The following is an 18,339-nucleotide window of genomic DNA, read 5'->3' as shown; positions in this document are numbered from 1 at the left end:
CCGCGCGGCCGGCGCACGCGCGCGACTACGGATTCTTGCGCGGCACGCGGCCGGCGCCGTCCCTACAATCGACGCAGCAGCCGCGCGCCCCCCGCGCTGCCGGCCACAACAACCCGTCGAACCAACGCCGAATCCGCCCCGATCCCGCCGTGCCTGCGCTGTCCCTGACGAATGCCGACGCCGGCGACGCCGCGAACCGGGCCTCGCCCGCCGCTGCCACCCCGCCCGCCGCGGCGCCCGCCATCCCGCCCTCGCCGGCCGTGGTCGCGCTCGACGCATCGCCCTGGCTGCCGCGCCTGTCCGCCGCCGCCGCGCGCGGGCTGTCGCATGCGTACGGTGCCACGGGCGCGGTCCCGGTCACGCTCGGCGAACACGCGTACGAGGTGCGCTGGCGCGTCGACGCCGAACCGGCCGCCGACGCGCACGCATACCGCTTCGTCATCGGCCCGGCCACCGGCACGCTATGGATCGATCCGGTCGCGGAAAGCGCATGGCTCGACGACGCGGCCGACCCGGCCGTACCGGCCGTGATCCGCGCGGCGCTGCTCGCCGACCTCGTCGCACCGCTTTCGGCCGTGCTGCAGGCCGCGACACGGCAGCGCGTGGAACTGCTGCCGCCGCCGACGAGCGTGCCCGCTTGGCGCAGCGCGCCGGCCGCGCTGCGCTTCGAACTGCGTCGCGCCGACGGCGCATGGCGCTGCCACGGCGCGCTGCTGTTCGATGCACCGGACGCGCTCGCGGTGTTCTTCGCGGCGCCGGCGGCCACGCGGCCGGACACGCGCGCCGCGTATGCAAGCCTGCCGGTGCCGCTGGTATTCGAGATCGGCCGGACCGAGCTGACGATGGCCGAGCTGGCCGACGTCGTCAGTGGCGACATCATCGCGATCGAGCGCTGGCGCGCGCACGAGCAGAACCTGCTGTGCGTCGCGCGGGTGCCGGCCGCGCCGGCGTGGGAGATCACCGGACGGCCGTCGGGCAACCGGCTGACCGTCGAACGAATCAGGGAGATGCCTTTGGAACCGACCCGCACCGACACCCCGCCCGCGACTGCGCAGGATGGGTCGCCCGACGATGCGCCGCGCTCGCTCGACGGCCTCGCGGTCGACCTGCGTTTCGAATTGCCGCCCACGTCGATCCCGCTCGGCGAACTCGGCGCGCTGCAGCCCGGCGCGGTGATCGAACTGCAGCAAGGCATCAACCAGAGCGTGATCCATCTCGTCGCGAACGGGATGCTGATCGGCACCGGCCATCTGATCGCGGTCGGCCAGAAGCTCGGCGTGCGCGTCGTCACGCTGACGCAGCCCGCGCCGCGCGAGCGCTGAACGATGGGCAGCCTGCCGAATCCGGTCGCGCTGATCGCGGTGATCGCCGCGCTCGGCATTGCGCCGTTCGCGGCGCTGATGGTGACGAGCTACACGAAGCTCGTGGTCGTGCTGGGCCTGCTGCGCTCCGCGCTCGGGATCCAGCAGGTGCCGCCGAACCTCGTGCTCAACGGCATCGCGCTGATCCTGTCGCTGTTCATCATGGCGCCGGTCGGCATGTCGATCCGCGACGCGCTGCAGGCACGCCACTTCGACGCATCGGGACAATTGTCGACCGCCGACATCGGTGCGCTCGCCGATGCCGCGCTGCCCCCCGTCAAGGATTTCCTGGTGTCGCATACGCGGCAGCGCGACCGCGAATTCTTCGTGCGCACCGCGACGTCGGTCTGGCCGAAGAACCGCGCGGACGGCATCAAGGACGACGACCTGCTCGTGCTGGTGCCGAGCTTCACGCTCGCCGAGCTGACGAAGGCATTTCAGATCGGTTTCGTGATCTACATCGTGTTCATCGTCGTCGACCTGCTGGTTGCGAACATCCTGCTTGCATTAGGCATGCAGATGATCTCGCCGACGACGATCTCGGTGCCGTTCAAGCTGCTGCTGTTCGTCGCGCTCGACGGCTGGTCGCTGCTCGTGCACGGGCTCGTGCTGTCGTATCGCGTGGCGGGTGCAGGATGAGCGCGCGTGGCCCGCGCGGCGTCGCCGCGATCCTGTGCGCGCTGCTCGCGCTGGCGCTCGCAGGCGCGGGCATGCAGCCGCGCGGCGCGCAGGCGGCAGGCAGCGCCGCAGGCTTCGCGCAGCTCGCGCGCGCCTGCGCACCGAACGTCGATCCCGACACGCTCGCCGCGCTGGTGCGCACCGAATCCGGTTTCAATCCGTATGCGATCGGCGTGGTCGGCGGCCACCTGACGCGCCAGCCCGCGTCGCTCGACGAGGCGCGCGCGACCGCTGGCGAGCTGGCCGCGCGCGGCTTCAGCTACAGCGTCGGCCTCGCTCAGGTTAACGAACGAAACTTCGCGAAATACGGCCTCGACGACACGACGATGTTCGAACCGTGTCGCAACCTGCGGGCAGGCGGCGCGATCCTGACCGAATGCTTCACGCGCTCGTCGAACACCGGCCGCCCCGCGCAGGCCGCGCTGCGCGCGGCGCTGTCGTGCTACTACAGCGGCAACTTCACGACCGGGTTCTCGAGCGGCTATGTGAGCCGCGTCGTCGCGAGCGCGCAGCGCAACGCACGCGAAGGCGGTGTCGAACCGATTCCGGTGGTGCGCGACATGCCGCCACCCGCGCGGCAACGGCGCATGGACGCGGCCGCGACCACGCCGCCCGAACGCGCGCGCAGGCTCGCGTCGCCCGCTGCTTCCGCCGACGCGCCGTCGTGCCATGCGCGACCGGTCGTGATGATGTGCCGCGGATTGTCGGCGAGCCAGGCGAAGCGGCTGTGCGTGCGGTGCCTCGACCAGTGAGCGAGCGCCGAACACCAGCATGACGTGACGCGGCTCGCCGCGTCATCCCGCTTCATGCGGCGCGCTGATGTTCCAGCCACGCCTGGAACATCAGCACCGTCCACAGCTGATGCTGCCAGTTCATCCGGCCCGTCTGGTGCTGGCGCCACAGCCGCTCGACGGCCGCCGCATCGAAGAAGCCCTCGTCGCGCAGCCGCGACGGCTGAAGCAGCGCTTCGGCCCAGTCGCGCAATGCGCCGCGCAGCCAGTGATCGACGGGCGCGCAGAAGCCCTGCTTCGGCCGGTCGATCAGCGACGACGGCACGTACTGGTCCAGCAGCCGGCGCAACAGCGCCTTCGACTGCCCCTCCGGCAACCGCACCGACGCAGGCAGGCGCCACGCGAATTCGACGACGTGATGGTCGAGGAACGGCATGCGCGTCTCGAGGCTGACCGCCATCGCCGCGCGGTCGACCTTCGCGAGAATGTCGGTCGGCAGGTACGTGAGCGTGTCGATCGCCATCGCCTGCTCGGCGAAGCTCAGGTTCGCGGGCCATGCGGACACCGTGTCGAGCGGCGTCGGCGGCTCCTGGCCGCGCAGCGCGATGCGCTCCGGATGATGTACCGACGACATCAGCAGCCGGTACAGCCCGATGCGGCTCTCGGCCGTCATCACGTGGCCGAGCTTGTGCAGCCGGTCGCCGATGCGGGTCGCCGAGTCGCGCGCGTCCACGCCGCCCCATGCGCCCTGCGCAACCGCCGCGAGCTGGTCGGCATGATCGGGGCGCAGCGCATGCAGCGCGGCGGCGATCCGCGCGCGCACCGCCGCCGGCACGCGATGCAGCTTGCGCCACAGGCGCGGCGTCAGGAAGTAGCGCGTATAGCCGCCGAACAGTTCGTCCCCGCCGTCGCCGGACAGGCTCACCTTCACGTGCCGGCGCGTCAGCTCCGACAGGAGGAAGGTCGGAATCTGGGAGGCGTCGGAGAATGGTTCGTCGTAGATCGTCGGCAGCTTCGGCACGACGCCGAGCGCATGGTCGGCCGTCACGTAGAGCTCGGTGTGGCGCGTGCCGAGATGGCGCGCAACCGCCTTCGCGTAACCGGCTTCGTCGTAACCGGCCTCGTGAAAGCCGATCGTGAACGTGTCGACCGGGTTCGCCGACTGCGCCTGCATCAGCGCAACGATCGCCGACGAATCGATACCGCCCGACAGGAACGCGCCGAGCGGCACGTCGGCTTCCATCTGCCGCGCGACGGCCTGCCGCAGGACCGCGTCGAGTTGCCCGACGGCCTCGTCGGCACTGCCCTCGAACGGCTGTTCGCGGCCGGCTTCGATCGCCTGCTCGAGCGTCCAGTACGCGCGCAGGCGCGGCGTATCGCGCGCATGTTCGAACTGGACGAAGGTGCCCGGCGGCAGCTTGCTGATGCCGCGATAGATCGTATGCGGCGCCGGCACGCTCGACTGGCGCAGGTACAGGCACAGCGCGTCGCGATCGATCGTGCCGTCGAAGCCCGGATACCCGCGCAGCGCCTTGAGTTCTGACGCAAACACGAGTGCGTCGCCGATCCGGCCGTAGTAAAGCGGCTTTTCGCCGATCCGGTCGCGCGCGAGCGTCAGCGCCCGCGACGCGCGATTCCACAGCGCGAACGCAAACATGCCGGTCGCGCGCCGCAGCGTCGCCTCGACGCCCCACGCGACGATCGCCGCGATCAGCACCTCGCTGTCGGAGTGGCCGCGCCACGCGGGTGCGCGACCCGCGCGCTCGAGCTCCGCGCGCAACTCGCGATGGTTGTAGATTTCGCCGTTGAAGACCATGACGTGGCGGCCGCATGCGGATGCCATCGGCTGCCGGCCGTGTACCGACAGATCGACAATCGCAAGCCGCCGGTGCCCGAGCGCGATACCAGCCTCCGGGTCGACCCAGAGGCCCTGCCCGTCGGGCCCGCGATGCGCGAGGCTCGCCGTCATTCGCGCGAGCGTGCCGCGCGCTGTCTCCTCATCGCAGGCGACGCTATTCAGAAAGCCGTCGATTCCGCACATTGATTTGTCTGCCCCTGTTGACCTGTTCCGTCAGCGGCGGCGCAATCTCGCAGCCCGCCGCCCGGTTGACGGTCGAGCCATATTACGAAGAAATAAATCAGCAATAATTCATGGGTGAATGTCGGACAAATCCGGAAAAAAAACCGCGTCAAGCCCGACGTGCCATCGGCCCGGCGAGCAGGAAACGGGTCTACATCACGGCGCATCGGCGCATCGTCGAGTCGCGTGCATGCCGGCGTGCCCGACGGATCGTATTCGTCATGCCGCGCCGGTCGCCCACTTCAGCAACTGCGCGACCTCGCGGAAATGCTGCTGCTGGATCGTGCCCTTTTCGGGCGTGCTCTCGTACAGCGCGTGCGCGAGGCCGGCGTTCGCGAGCGTCGGGCGCAGCGCGTCGCGCGCGAGCCGCACGATCCGTTCGGCCGCCTCGCCCTCGCCGCGCGCGAGCACCCACGGCAGCGTCCCGATCCCGCCGTAATAGAGCGCAACCGCGACGCTCGACGAATAGACGACCACCGACGCGAAGCCGATCCGGTCGGGCAGCGACGAGAACTGCGCTTCACGCGCGAGCTGCCGGCGCTTTGCCTCGATGTGCGGATCGCCCTCGTCTTCCTTGTGCTCGCGCCGCACTTCGTCGATCGACATCTTCATCTTCTGATTGAATGCGTGGCGCTGGTGAACGATGTCGATCAGCGCCATCACGATGTAGATCAGCGCGGCCCAGCCGAACAGCAGCATCAGCAGCTTCACGATCAGCGCGAGAATCGACATCGGCCGCGTGAAGCCGGCCTGCACCGACGGGTCGAGCGACTCGACGATCAGCCAGCCGAGCGTCGCGGCGAGCAGCACGGTCTTCAGCAGCATCTTCGCGAGGTTCACGAGGTTGCGCATCGACCACATGTTCTTCAGCCCCTCGGCCGGGTTGAGCCGCGACAGCTGCGGCACGAGCCGGCTCCACGCCATCACGCCGCCCACCTGCACGAAGCCCGCGAGCACGCCGGCCAGCAGCCCGGCCGCGACGATCTGCGCGGACAGCAGCGCCCAGTCGCGCGCGGCGCCGTCGATCAGCACGGCGAGCCGCGCGGACGGATCGGCCGCGCCGGCCGCATCGAACACGAGCCGGAACAGCGCCTGCAGCCGCGCGAACAACGTGCCGAGCCCCACCGCGAGCGCGACGCACACGCCGACGAAGAAGGCCGACGAGATCGTCTCCGCGCTCTTCGGCACGTCGCCCTTCTGGCGCGCCTCGCGCAAGCGCTTCGCGGTCGGCTGCTGGTTCTTCTCGGACATGGGCGCTCCGGTTCCGGCGGGCCGTCACGCGCCGCCGTGCGCGGCGAACAGCGCGCGCAGCAGCGCCATCAGCCCGCTGTCGGGGCTCAGCAGCGCATGCAGCGACGCGTACACCACCGGCAGGAACAGCACCATCATCAGCACCGCGAGCGCGCTCTTCACCGGCTGCGCGAACACGAAGATGTTCAGCTGCGGCACCGCGCGCCCGACGAGACCGATGCCGAGCTCGACGAGCACCAGCACGATGACGACGGGCGCGGCGAGCTTCACCATCCATTCGAAGATCGTGTCGGTCTGCCGCACGACGAAGGTCTCCAGCATCGACGAGAAATCGGGGCCGAGCGAGCCGATCGGCCACCACGCGTACGACTGCGCGAACAGTTGCACCAGCACCTGCAGGCCGCCCGCGGTGACGAACAGCGCGATCGCGACGAAATTGAGGAAGCCCGAGGTCGGGCCGCCCTCGTGCCCGCCCATCGGATCGAAGAACGCGGCGCTGCCACTGCCGGTCTGGAAATCGATCAGGTAGCCGACACCCTGGATCGCGAACAACACCGCGCTGAACGCACCCGCGAGCAGCATGCCGACCACCGCCTCCTTCGCGACGAGCAGGCACCACATCAGGAACGGCAGCGCGGCGACCTGCGCCGGGTCGATCACCGGCGCGACGAACGCGGCGATCACCACCGCGATTCCGTTGCGCACGAGGCCCGTGACGATCTGCTCGTTGAACACCGGCACGACGAACATGACCGGCAGCAGGCGCGGCATCACGTAGAGCAGCGGCCGCAGCGTGCCGGCGATGTCGTTGAAGTTCGCGGCGTGGTCTAGCATCGGCGGTCCGCGGCGGCGGGTGCCGGGTCGGCGGCGGGGGTGGGTGCAGTGTCTGCGGCGGTCGGGTCGGAGGTGTCGGCCGCGTCCGTCGCATCCGCATCCGCCGGCCGCGACACCATCTGCGCATCGAATACGGCGGCCATCTCCGGCTGCTCCGACGCATGCGCCTGCGCATCGCCCGCCCAGACGCCCGCCGTCGCGAAACGCCGCACCGCATGCGCATCCGCAACTTCGTCAGCGTCGCGCTCGACCCGCGCGGCACGCGCCTGCAATGCCTTCTCGCCAGCCTTGTCGAGCTTGTCCTCGGCAGCCTTCGCCTTGCGCGCGGCGCGCTGCAGGTCGGCGAGCGTCGCCTCGTGATCACGATGCACGTGCGCGGCTTCGCTGACCGACGCATTCGCAACGCCGATGTGGCGATCGAACGTGCGGGTGTCGGCCGCGGCGTTCTGCAGCGCGCGCGCCTCGCGCAGGTCGTCGGCGAGCCGCGTCTGGATCGCGGCCTTCGCGGCGACCTGCTGCGCGAGATGCGCGTGCGCGGCATCGAGCGCGCGGCGGCTCTGCGCGGCGATGCCCTGCTGGCGCGCGGCCGCGACGCGCGCGATCTGGCTGCGCATCTCGCGCACGCGCTTCAGGCGCGCAAGCGTCGCGAGCACGAGACGGTCGTCGGCTTCAGACATGGTCGTTCGCGAGTTTCGTCAGCTTTGCGAGCAGCGCGTCGAAACGCACGTCCTCGTGCGAAACCTGCGCGCAGAACGCGCCGATCGCATCGCGCGCGCGCAGCGCGAGATCGCCGAGCCGGTCGCTGCCTTCGCGGTACTCGCCGATCTGCACGAGCAGCTCGATCTCCTGGTACTTCGCGATCAGCTCGCGCACGCGCGCGGCCGATTGCTGATGCGCGCGGCTCGCGACGAGCGGCATCACACGCGACAGGCTCGCGAGCACGTCGATCGCCGGATAGCGGTTCGCGAGCGCGATCTTGCGCGACAGCACGATGTGGCCGTCGAGGATCGAGCGCACTTCCTCGGCGATCGGATCGGATTCCTCATCGCCTTCGACGAGTACCGTGTACAGCGCGGTGATCGAGCCGGTCGCGCCCTGGCCCGCGCGTTCGAGCAGGCGCGGCAGCACGGCGAACGTCGACGGCGGGAAGCTGCGCCGCGTCGGTGGCTCGCCGCTCGCGAGGCCGACCTCGCGCTGCGCGCGCGCGAAGCGCGTCAGCGAATCGACCAGCAGCAGCACGCGCTTGCCCGCATCGCGGAAGTGCTCGGCGATCGCGGTCGCCACGAGCGCGGATTTCACGCGCTCCATCGCGGGACGGTCGGAAGTCGACACGACGACGATCGAGCGCGCGCGCACCTCGGGCGACAGGCTGTGCTCGATGAACTCGCGCACTTCGCGGCCGCGTTCGCCGACCAGCGCGATCACGTTCACGTCGGCTTGCGCACCGCGCGCGATCATCCCGAGCAGCGTGCTCTTGCCGACGCCGGACGGTGCGAAGATGCCGACGCGCTGGCCGATGCCGAGCGTCATCAGGCCGTCGATCACGCGCACGCCGGTCGGAAACGGCGTGTCGATCATCTTGCGCGCAAGCGGGTTCGGCGGGTCCTGCTGCGTCGATACCCACGCGGCACCCGTCACGGGCCCGCGATCGTCGAGCGGCCGGCCGAGGCCGTCCAGCACGCGGCCGAACAGCGCTTCGCCGACCGGGAACACGTGCTCGCGCCCGGACGGCACGACGGTCGTCTCCGGCGACAGCCCGGCCACGTCGCCGAGCGGCGTGAGCAGCGTGGTCTGCCGCGAGAAGCCGACCACTTCGGCGAGCAGCGTCGGCTGGTTCGGCGTCCGCAACTCGCAGATCTCGCCGAGCCGCGCGCGGATGCCGGTCGCGTTGAGGATCTGCCCGACCGCGTGATTGACGCGGCCCTGCACCGACACCGGCGAGAAGAACGCGAGCCCCGCGTCGAGATCGCCGACGAGGCGGCCGCGATCGAACGGCGCCGCATCGTCGTCGCTGTCACCGCCGAACGACTGCGGATCGTCGAGCGGCGCGTTCATCGCGTCGTGCCCTTCAGCGCATCGCGGCGGATCGCCTGGCGCAGCGCGTCGATCTGCAGGTCGAGGCTCGCGTCGATGCGCCCGGACGGCGTCTCGACCGTGCACGCGTGGCGTTCGAGCTGTGCGTCCTCGACGATGCGGATCCTTTGACGATTCGACTGTCCGGCGAACGCGCGGTCGAGCGCGTCGCGCATCTCGTCCTCGCGGCCCGGCGCGACCCGCACGATCAGGAACGCCTCGTCGCGCACGAGCGGCGCGATCCGCGCGAGCGCGGCCTCGTAGAGCTTCTGCGTGCCCATCTCGCCGACGATCGCGCGCACGGCCTTCACGACGATGTCGGCCATCGAATCCTTCATCGACTCCATCGTCCGGGCGGCGGCCAGCGCCTGCGTGTATGCCTGCGCCGCATGCTCGCGCTGCGCGCGGCGCATTCCCTCGTCGTAGCCCGCCGCCTGGCGCTTGTCGAATTCGCGCTGCGCATCGGCGACGATGCGCGCGGCCTCGTCGCGCGCGGTCGCGATCACCGCGGAGGCGTCGAGCAGCGCCGCGTATTCGCGCTCCTTGAGCACCTTGCGCTCCGACAGCAGCTGCAGGTTGTCGCTCGTGATCAGAAAAGCCAGTCCCATGACGCAAGCCTCTCGGGAATCAGAAACAGGAACAGCAATTCGCCGAACTGGTCGCGCTGCGCGCGATTCAGCCAGTACGGCGCTTCGTTGTCGATCGCGCGGTTGAATTTCAGGCGCGCGCGCCGCGCGACCGCGTCGCCGGCCACGCCGATGAAATCCGCGAGCAGTCGCCCGCCGCGCGCACGAATCACCACCGGCAGCGCGGCCGGATCGGCACGCCACGGTTCGAGCGTGTCCGCGAGCGCGCCGAATTCCGGCGCGCGCTCGAGCGCGAACTCCAGCGCGTCGCCGCCTAGCTTCGCCGCGACTTCCGCGCGAATGCGGCGCACGGTCAGCGCGTCGCGCAGCCAGCCGCGATGCAGCAGCAGCCCCGTATACGACGCGAGCTGCTCGAGCGCCGCGCCGGGCAGCAGCGCGAGCCGCGCACACGGATTGGCGACGTCGAAGTCGTGGAGTCCGGCCACGCCGTTCGCATCGAGCAGGTGACGAGCAAGCAGCTTGCGGCCGGCCGGGCCGAACGCGTCGGGCGAGCGATAGCGCGAGGGCCACTCGGCCGGCACGCGCGTCACGTGCAGATAGCGGTCCGGGCGCAGGTTGAATTCGCAGACGAGCGCGTGAAACGCCGCGCGCCGCGCGGGCGGCGGCGGCGCGAGCGGTTGCAGCCACGGCAGCGGCGCGGCATCGGGCCTGGCACCCGGCGGCAGCGCAGCGTGTTCGCTCATGCGCCGTCGCGCGCGCCGTCCGGCGTGCGCAGGCCGCTACCCGACGACGCGGACGCACCGCCGGTCCCGTTCGCCCCGCGCGGCGTGCCGACCAGCCCGGCCAGCCGGGCGCCGAACATCCCGCGCCGCGCGGCCGACAGCGCGATCACCGCGCAGGTCAGCAGGATCAGCACGAACACCAGCCAGCCGAGCGGCGAGCGCAGCCGCAGGACGTCCGACACTGCGCTGCCGATGCCGTCCACGCGCGTCGTGCGCGCGGCGGCCGGCTGCAGGAACAGCGACACGTTGTCGTACTGCAGCCCTTCGATGCTGTGCGCGACGAGATCCTTGACCATCGGCGCCATCGCGCGCAGGTCCACGCCGGGCCGGTAGCGGATGTACACGGCCGCCGACGACGGCTTGATCTTGTCCGCGAGCGGATCGTTCTCCGGAATCACGACCTGCACGCGCGCGACCACCACGCCCTCGATGTCCTGGAGCGTGCGCGACAGGTCCTGCGACACGCCGTACAGATAGCGCACGCGCTCCTCGGCCGGCGTCGACACGAGCCCCTGCTTCTGGAACAGCTCGCCGAGGCTCGCATAGCTCGGCTTCGGCAGCCCGTTCGCCTGTAGCACGGTGAGCGCCGACTGCATGTCGCCGTCCGCGACGCTCACCTGCCATGCGTTGCGATCCGACGTGTCGCGCGCGTCGTTGTCCTTCGACGCGCTGATGCCCGCATCGCCGAGCACGGCGACCATCTGGTTCGCGTCGCGCTCCGACAGGCCGGAGTACAGCTCCTTCTGGCAGCCGGCCAGCAGCGCGAGCAGTCCCGCGAGCAGCGCACGCGCTGCCCGGCTGCGCCACGCATGCATGCGCGGCGTCGAATCGATCGTCGTCATCGTTTGTCCGCTTCAGGGCGCGCGGCCGCTTCAGGCACACGCACCGGGCTTCGTCACTCCTGCGTCTTCAGCACCGTATGCGTGAAGCCGTTCGCCGCCTGCGCGACCGACAGGCTCAACTGGTATTCGGAAATCGTGGTCGTCGCCGTCCACTGGAAATCCATCGCCTTCACCATCGTCATCAGCGGATCGCTGCGGTTGTCCGCCATCGACGTCAGCATCTCGGTGCGATGCTTGTCGATGTTCGCGTACCGCGTGTCGAGATCGTTGCCGTACGTGCGCAACCGCTCGACCAGCGACGCATGATTCGCCTGCGCGGGTGTCGCGGGCGTCATCTGCACCGCCGGCGCCGCATCGGCCGGCGCGCGCGACATCGCGACGCCCGACGCCGACGGCGAGCCCGCGGCGGCACCCGGCTGCATCAGCGCATCGAACTGGCGCACCTGCGCCGGATCGGACGCCGTGCCCGCCTGCTGCACGGCGCCCGCGAGCGCGGCCGCGCCCGGCGGTGCTGCACCTACGCCTGTTACCGACATGATCGTGTCCTCCTTGACCGGCAGCGCCGGAAACGAGCCGGCCGACACGCACGCGCGCCCCGCCAGGCACCCTGCACGGGCTGCCCGGGCATGGGGCGTCGCGCGGCGCGGCCGGCGTCCGGCGTCATGCGCGGCCGGCGGAACTCAGGTGTTGCGCAACCTGGGCGTTCGCCGTCCCTTCCTGCGCGGTCACTGCGTTGCTGGTTTCGAACGTCGCGGTCGACTGCTGGACCTGAAAGTTGATCTTCGTCAGTTCGAGCTGCGTCTTGGTCAGGTCGTCCGCCTGCTGCTGGACCTGGGTCGTGTCGTTCGGACCACCCGTGCTACCGGCTGCTGAGGCACCCATATTTCGCTCCTTTTGCGTGAAGAACGTCATCCACTTTCCGGCGGCGGCCCCATGCCCCGCCAGTGACGTGACGCGCCGCATGCATGCGGCGTGTCGCGTAATGCGCGCACCGCGCGACACGCGATGCGCAAATCCTGTCGCGACGCTAGTGCGCCGCCTCCTTCGATGCACCAGCGGCCGCGACGGCCGGCGCCGCCGGCGCATCCTGCAGCAGCGTCGGGCCCGGCACCGGCTGCGCGACGCCTGCCGCCGCACCGCTCGCGAGCGGCGGCACGGGCGGCGCCGGCGCGCGCTCGGGCGCGCTCGCGGACGGGCCGCCAAGCGGCATCGTGATGCGCTGGCCGTTGCGCTCGAACACGACTGCGTCCGGACCGATCGACACGACGGTCGGCCCCTCCTTCAGCCGCGCGCCTTCGAAATAGCGGCTGCCGTCCGCCATCTCGATGTAGCGCTGGTCGCCGTCGCCCGCGAATACCGTCGTGATCTCCGGAATCCCCGCGACGCCGCCGAGCGTCGTCGCGGTGCGTGGCGCGGCGGCATCGGCGTCGCGCACGTGGTCGACCACCTCGAGCGCCGGACGCGCGTCCTTCATGTAGTTGCGGATGCGCGGCTCGATCTGCGCGCGCTCGGCCGCGCCCGTCAATTCGATCCGGCCGCGGCCGAGATACGCGACCGTCAGCGCCGTGTCGCTGAAATAGGTCTGCGCGGTCGCGACCAGGTCGCTGACCACGTAGATGTTGCCGAGCGCCGCGTTGTCGACGCCCGCGACGATCTGCGCGACGCGTTCGCGCGCGGCCGGATCGCTTACGTAGCCCGACACGATCACGCCGTCGTCGCGCGGCGCGACGGCCAGCTCCGGATACGCGTGCAGCAGTTGCTGCAGCCGGTGCGTGCGCGCGAGCACCGATTCGTGCTGCCACGGCAGGCGCCCGGACCAGGTGACGAAGCCGTAGCCGAGCGCGCCCAGCAGCACGCCGAGCCACAGCGCGACCAGCGCGATCACGAGCCGCCGGCTGCCGAGGCGGCGCAGCCCGCCTGCGAGCCAGCCGAGCCACGCGGCCTCGCGCGCGGTATCCGGCGCACCGGTCTCATCCGGCAGCGCGACGCTCGCCTGCGCGTGCCGCGCGATGCCGAGCCGGATCGAGCCGACCGTCACGACGTCATGCGGCGTCAGCGAGCGACGGCCCGCGCCGAGCGGCTCGTCGTTGAACAGCACCGGCGCCCCGCCGTCGCCGCCGTGGTTCTGCACCGTCACCGCGAGCGCGCCGACCTGCAGGCACACCTGTTTCGCGCCGATCTCGCGATCGGGCAGGATCACTTCGCAGTCGGCCGCGGTGCCGACCCAGTTCGCGCCGCGCGCGAGCGACATCGTGCGGCCGTACATCGGCCCGCTCAGGAAGCACAGGTTCCACGGCGACACGAGCGCGGCCGACCCGGACGCGGCGCCTCCCGCGCCGCCGGGCAATGCGCCGTCGCCGTGCGGATCAATGATGGTCGTCGACATGAGCGGTGGCTCCTGCGGTCGTCGCCACGGGCTGCGCGGCCGAATCCTTCGGCGGCGGCAGCGCAGGCGGGCCGAACTTCGTGCCGGGCAGCGGCGCGGGCGTGAGCGGCACCGCGATGTCGTTGTCCGGCGGACGGTACATCGACGTGCCGTTCGAACCGGCCGGCCCGTCCGCGCCCGGATTCACCGGCGAGCCGTCGGGCGCATACATCGACGCGGTCGTCACCACGCGCGGCGTCAGCAAGTAGAACCGCTCCATGTGGTTACCCGACTTGTCGGTGTACTTGAACAGGTTGCCGATCAGCGGGATGTCGGACAGCCACGGCACGCCGCTCTTGTTCAGCCTCACCTCGTCGTCGTTGAAGCCCGCGATCAGCAGGCTCTTGCCTTCGTCGATCATCGTCTTGGTGACGATGTTGCGCTGCTGGATCACCGGCACGTTCGACACGGCCTGCCCCGGCACGATGTTGCCGTCCTGGATGTCGATCGACATCATCACGCTCTGCGGGTTGCCGGAGACGGCGGCCGCGTTGCGGATCGCCTCGTCGACGATCATCGGCGTCACCTTGATGCTCGTGCCGGTCGTCACGCTGTACAGCGACGAATCCTGGTAGCCCTGCACCTGCACGTAGAACTGCGTCAGGTTCTCGAGAATGGCCTCGGTGTTGTCGAGCGCGAGCACCTTCGGCTTCGATCGCAGCTGCGCCTGCCCCTTCTGCGCGAGCGCGTTCACGCGCGTGAGCAGGTAGTTGCGCAACGAGCCGCCGATCGACGCGGTCAGCGCGATCCCGGTCGGCATGAAGGCGCCCGTCTGCCCGGTTTCCGACGTGCCGATGCCGAACGTCAGCGGCGGATTGCCGGCGCCGTTGAACTGCGTGTTGCCGTTCAGCGGGTTCTGGCCGTTGCCGATCTGCACGTCGCCGTGCGTCGTGTGCAGGCGCCAGTCGATCCCGAGGCTGTCGAGCGAATCCTCGTTGATGTCGATGATCGTCACGTTGATCTCGACGATGCGCGGCCGCTCGTCGAGCTGGTTGATCAGCGACTGGTAGCGGTACATGTTCTCCGGCAGGTCGCGCACGATCACCGCGTTGATCGCCGGATCGGCAACGATCTGCGGCAGCGTGTCGCCACCGCCGCCGCTCGAGAACGGCGAGAAGCCGCCCGCGCTGCTGTCCGCCGCGCCATAGCCGCCCTGGCGCGGGCCGCCGGACATGTCCGGGAAGTCGAGCCGCGGCACCGCGATCGTCAGCCCCGAGCCGAGCTTCACCTGACGCGCGGCCTGCCCGAGCGGCGTGCTCGACGGCAGTTCGCTCGTGCCGCCGCCCCTGCCGAACAGCCGGCGCAGGATCGTCGCGACACCCGGCACCGTCACTTCCTTGCCCGAGCGGTTGATCGTGAAGTCGGACGCCCAGCCGTACCTGAGGCGGAAAGCGCGGATGTCCGCATGCGCGCCGTTCGTCGACGGATCGCCGACCGAGCCGACCGCCTGCCGCACGAGCTCCACGTAGCGGCGCGGGCCGGCCACGTATACGCTGTTCGCGCGGTCGTTGATCACGAGCGTGTAGCGCTTGTCGGGAATCTGCATCGCCTGCAGAGCGCGCCCGATCTCGCCGGCCGCGTTCGGCGGAATCGGGATCATCTGCGTCTGCGACTGGTCGGCCGGGTCGACGTACAGAAACGAGCCGTCGTAGTACCACGTGAGCCCGTAGGTCGAGCAGATCGTGTCGAGCGTCTGCTGCGGCGTGCCCGAGAAGCGGCCGCTGATCACGCCGTCGACCTTCGGGTCGACCACGGCCGTCACGCCCTGCGACGATGCGAGCTCGCGAATGAAGTCACCGATCTTCTTGCCGTTCGCGACGATCGTAAACGGCTTGTTGCGCCAGCGCAGGTCCGCCGCGCGCGCCGGCTGCGCGACCGTCATGCACAGCGATGCCGTGAGCAGCGCGGTCGCGCACATGGCGAGCGCGGCCCGTTGCAGGCGGCGCGGTTGAAACCGGATCGGGGTGACGCGTCGGCGCATCAAAGCACTCCTGTGGAAGAAACGAACATGCGTTCAAGCGCCTGCTGCGCGAAGCGCAGCACCTCGCTGCCGAGCCAGCCCGACAGCAGCACGAGCGCGACCATCACGGCGATCAGCCGCACCGCGATGCCGATATTGGCGTCCTGCACCTGCGTGACCGCTTGCAGGATCGCGACCACGAGGCCGGTGACGGTGGCGATCAGCACGATCGGCAGCGACAGCAGCAGCACCAGCATCAGCGCCTGCCGGGTCAGGTCGAGGATCGTCGAGCTCGTCATTGCGCGACGCCCGGCGCGCGCACGCCGGCGCCCGCGCCGAGCGTGCCGTCGTCGGGCGGATTCTTCACCCAGCCGACCGTATGCAGCTGCACGTCCTCCTCGACCTCCTGGTACGACAGCACCGCGAGTTCGGGCAGCACCGGCTGCAGGATCGTCTTCACGTAGCGACGTGCGCCGAGCGCGACCATCACCGCGAGCCGCGCGGCGCCTTGCGGGTTGCCATGGCCGCCTGCGCCGGCCGCCTGCGCCGACGTCGCGGCCTGCACGATCGCGCGCACCTGTTCGCCGATGTCCTGCTTGATCGCGCTCGACAGCGCGAGGAAATTGCCCTGCTTCGTGCGCATGACCGCGTTCTCGATCCGCTCCTGCAGGTTCTGCTCGAACAGCACGACGCGCAGCTGCCGCGTCGCGCCCGCATGACGATCGGTGATCATCCGGCGCAGGTCGACGCGCACCAGCTCGACCAGCGCGATCACGTCGTCCGGCTCGTTCGGCGCCCACGTGATGAGGCTTTCGAAAATCACGCGCAGGTTGCGGATCGGCACCTGTTCGGCAAGCAGCCGGCGCAGCACCTCGGTCACGCGCTGCAGCGGCACGAGCCGCGTCAGTTCCCCGACGAGTTCGGGATGCTCGCGGCGCACCAGGTGCACGAGCGCTTGCGTTTCCTGGATGCCGATCAGCTCGTCCGCATGCTGGCGCACGATCTGTTCGACGTGCGCGGCGAGCGCGCCTTCGCTCGTCAGCCACTTGCCGTCCGGCGCCGCGCCGTCTGGCTTGATCCACAGCGCGGTCGCGAACGGGCCGAACGCCTCGGCCGGCTGGCGCTCCGAGCGCTCAGGCAGCGGCGCGACGCCGTCCCACAGCAGCCAGCCCGGCTTCAGCGCGCCATGCGCCGCAAGCACGTCCTGCAGATAGATCCGGTACGTGCCGGCCGCTGCGCCCTCGTCGTCGTTCAGCGTGATGCGCGGAAATACCGTACCGATATCCGCGTCGACGCGCGCCTTCGCGCTCGACAGCGCGGTCTGCAGCTGCGCAAGGTTCAGCGTCGTGCGCAGGTCGTCCGACAGCGACACCGCGATCAGCGACGTGACGCCCGCCGCATGCGACACCTTCGCGGGCTGGCCGTCGTCGGTCGCGCCGATGCGGCCCGCGATATGAATCAGGTTGAAGCTCGGCGCGGTCGTCTTGCGCTTCAGCTGCGTGAATGCGAAAGCGCCGAGGCCGAACGCGATCAGCGCGAACGACCACTTCGGAAAACCGGGCACGACGAGGAAGCCGGCCAGCACCAGCGCCGCGATCAGCAGCGCGCGCGGATGTGCGCCGAGCTGCTCGCCCAGTTGTTCGCCGAGCTGGCGCTGCCGCGTGTCGCGCGTCGCGACGCGCGTCGTCACGATGCCGGCCGCGATCGACACCAGCAGCGACGGGATCTGCGACGCCATCCCGTCGCCGACCGTCAGGATCGCGTAACGTTGCAGCGCCTCGCCGATGTCCATGCCGTGCATCAGCGTGCCGACCGCGATGCCCGCGACGATGTTGATGAACGCGATCACGAGGCCCGCGATCGCGTCGCCCTTCACGAACTTCATCGCGCCGTCCATCGCGCCGTGCATCTGCGATTCCTGTTCGAGCTTCTCGCGACGCTCGCGCGCTTCGTCGGCGCTGATGATCCCCGCGCGCAGGTCCGCGTCGATGCTCATCTGCTTGCCCGGCATCGCATCGAGCGAGAAGCGCGCACCGACTTCGGCGACCCGCTCGGAGCCCTTCGCGATCACGATGAACTGCACGACGGCGATCACGAGGAACACCACGCCGCCCACCACGACGTTGTTGCCGACCACGAGCCGGCCGAACGCGTCGATCACGTGGCCCGCGTTCGCGTGTAGCAGGATCAGCTTGCACGACGCGATGTTCAGCGCAAGCCGGAACAGTGTCGTAAACAGCAGCAGCGCGGGAAACGACGAGAAGCTGACCGCGGAAGGCACGTAAGTCGACACCGTCAGCAGCACGACGCTGGCGGCGAGATTCAGCGAGATCATCCCGTCGAGCGCGGCTTGCGGCAGCGGCAGGATGAACAGCGCGACCACCGACACGATGAACGCGGCGAGAAACAGGTCGGCGCGCGGCGATGCCCCGAGACGTCGCCCGGACACGCTGCGGGCGGCGGAAAAGATCCGCTGCCAGTCGCGAGGGAGCGCCTTCGGTTCTGCCATCGTGCCGTCGTCCTGTCGTTGTCGCCGGCGGGCACGGGCCGTCATGCCCCGTGTCGCGCGGACCGTTGAATGGGACGAGTGTAGCGACGCGACACCGCGCAAAAAGGGATGCACCTCGTAGCGGCGCGGCGGTTTTCCGGCGACGATCGGATCCGACTACGAAACCCGGCGGCGCCTGCTCGCGCGCATCGCCGGAACCGCTTCCATCGCGCGGCGGGTGCCGCGC

Annotated in this window: 17 protein-coding genes; 3 read left to right on the top strand and 14 right to left on the bottom strand. The window is 70.2% G+C overall.

Annotation, left to right across the window (positions count from 1 at the left end; genetic code table 11):
• Window positions 1-149 precede the first annotated feature (149 nt).
• Genes sctQ through WS66_RS03495 form a run of 3 tightly spaced genes read left to right on the top strand, consistent with a single transcriptional unit; the run spans window position 150 to window position 2,791 of the window.
• Window positions 150-1,322: a type III secretion system cytoplasmic ring protein SctQ gene (gene sctQ, locus WS66_RS03505; protein WP_059600076.1), complete on the top strand. Its 1,173-nt coding sequence runs from the start codon at window positions 150-152 to the stop codon at window positions 1,320-1,322.
• A gap of 3 nt (window positions 1,323-1,325) precedes the next feature.
• A complete protein-coding gene (sctR, locus tag WS66_RS03500) occupies window positions 1,326-2,000 on the top strand; it encodes a type III secretion system export apparatus subunit SctR (RefSeq protein WP_044847619.1) in 675 nt (224 codons plus the stop codon).
• Complete coding sequence (locus WS66_RS03495; protein WP_059600077.1) at window positions 1,997-2,791, top strand: lytic transglycosylase domain-containing protein; 795 nt, start codon at window positions 1,997-1,999, stop codon at window positions 2,789-2,791. The genes sctR and WS66_RS03495 overlap by 4 nt, the downstream gene beginning before the upstream one ends.
• A gap of 52 nt (window positions 2,792-2,843) precedes the next feature.
• Here the strand turns inward: WS66_RS03495 and asnB are convergent, their stop codons facing one another.
• The 14 genes from asnB to sctV form a co-directional block, all read right to left on the bottom strand.
• The gene (gene asnB / locus WS66_RS03490; protein WP_059600078.1) at window positions 2,844-4,811 is read right to left on the bottom strand and encodes an asparagine synthase (glutamine-hydrolyzing); all 1,968 of its coding nucleotides are present in this window, start codon (window positions 4,809-4,811) and stop codon (window positions 2,844-2,846) included.
• A 258-nt stretch (window positions 4,812-5,069) separates the two neighbouring features.
• Window positions 5,070-6,101: an EscU/YscU/HrcU family type III secretion system export apparatus switch protein gene (locus WS66_RS03485; protein ID WP_059600079.1), complete on the bottom strand. Its 1,032-nt coding sequence runs from the start codon at window positions 6,099-6,101 to the stop codon at window positions 5,070-5,072.
• A gap of 24 nt (window positions 6,102-6,125) precedes the next feature.
• The gene (gene sctT / locus WS66_RS03480; RefSeq protein WP_059600080.1) at window positions 6,126-6,935 is read right to left on the bottom strand and encodes a type III secretion system export apparatus subunit SctT; all 810 of its coding nucleotides are present in this window, start codon (window positions 6,933-6,935) and stop codon (window positions 6,126-6,128) included.
• Entirely contained in the window at window positions 6,929-7,612 is a 684-nt protein-coding gene (locus WS66_RS03475) for a hypothetical protein (protein WP_059600081.1), read from the bottom strand. The genes sctT and WS66_RS03475 overlap by 7 nt, the downstream gene beginning before the upstream one ends.
• Window positions 7,605-8,990 (bottom strand): type III secretion system ATPase SctN, encoded by a 1,386-nt coding sequence (sctN, locus tag WS66_RS03470; RefSeq protein WP_059600082.1) that lies wholly within the window; start codon window positions 8,988-8,990, stop codon window positions 7,605-7,607. Before sctN ends, WS66_RS03475 begins: the two co-directional genes overlap by 8 nt.
• On the bottom strand, window positions 8,987-9,616 hold the full coding sequence (sctL, locus tag WS66_RS03465; RefSeq protein WP_059600083.1) for a type III secretion system stator protein SctL: 630 nt from the start codon (window positions 9,614-9,616) through the stop codon (window positions 8,987-8,989). Before sctL ends, sctN begins: the two co-directional genes overlap by 4 nt.
• Window positions 9,598-10,338 carry a SctK family type III secretion system sorting platform protein gene (locus WS66_RS03460; protein ID WP_059600084.1) on the bottom strand — a complete coding sequence of 247 codons (741 nt, stop codon included), beginning with the start codon at window positions 10,336-10,338 and terminating at the stop codon, window positions 9,598-9,600. The genes sctL and WS66_RS03460 overlap by 19 nt, the downstream gene beginning before the upstream one ends.
• A complete protein-coding gene (gene sctJ / locus WS66_RS03455) occupies window positions 10,335-11,219 on the bottom strand; it encodes a type III secretion system inner membrane ring lipoprotein SctJ (RefSeq protein WP_059600085.1) in 885 nt (294 codons plus the stop codon). Before sctJ ends, WS66_RS03460 begins: the two co-directional genes overlap by 4 nt.
• A gap of 53 nt (window positions 11,220-11,272) precedes the next feature.
• Window positions 11,273-11,755, bottom strand: coding sequence for a hypothetical protein (locus tag WS66_RS03450; RefSeq protein ID WP_059600313.1), 483 nt, complete (start codon window positions 11,753-11,755; stop codon window positions 11,273-11,275).
• 124 nt (window positions 11,756-11,879) lie between these two features.
• Complete coding sequence (locus WS66_RS03445) at window positions 11,880-12,101, bottom strand: hypothetical protein (RefSeq protein WP_040141234.1); 222 nt, start codon at window positions 12,099-12,101, stop codon at window positions 11,880-11,882.
• A 145-nt stretch (window positions 12,102-12,246) separates the two neighbouring features.
• Window positions 12,247-13,605: a type III secretion system inner membrane ring subunit SctD gene (gene sctD, locus WS66_RS03440; protein ID WP_059600086.1), complete on the bottom strand. Its 1,359-nt coding sequence runs from the start codon at window positions 13,603-13,605 to the stop codon at window positions 12,247-12,249.
• On the bottom strand, window positions 13,586-15,625 hold the full coding sequence (gene sctC / locus WS66_RS03435; protein WP_059600087.1) for a type III secretion system outer membrane ring subunit SctC: 2,040 nt from the start codon (window positions 15,623-15,625) through the stop codon (window positions 13,586-13,588). The genes sctD and sctC overlap by 20 nt, the downstream gene beginning before the upstream one ends.
• Entirely contained in the window at window positions 15,625-15,903 is a 279-nt protein-coding gene (gene sctS, locus WS66_RS03430; protein WP_006751731.1) for a type III secretion system export apparatus subunit SctS, read from the bottom strand. The genes sctC and sctS overlap by 1 nt, the downstream gene beginning before the upstream one ends.
• Window positions 15,900-18,113, bottom strand: coding sequence for a type III secretion system export apparatus subunit SctV (gene sctV / locus WS66_RS03425; protein WP_059600314.1), 2,214 nt, complete (start codon window positions 18,111-18,113; stop codon window positions 15,900-15,902). Before sctV ends, sctS begins: the two co-directional genes overlap by 4 nt.
• Window positions 18,114-18,339 lie beyond the last annotated feature (226 nt).

It is taken from the genome of Burkholderia sp. LA-2-3-30-S1-D2 (genome assembly GCF_001523915.2).
Classification (GTDB): Bacteria; Pseudomonadota; Gammaproteobacteria; order Burkholderiales; family Burkholderiaceae; genus Burkholderia; species Burkholderia diffusa.
Note: the sequence above shows the minus strand (reverse complement) of the source record. Positions and strands in the feature narration are given on the sequence as shown.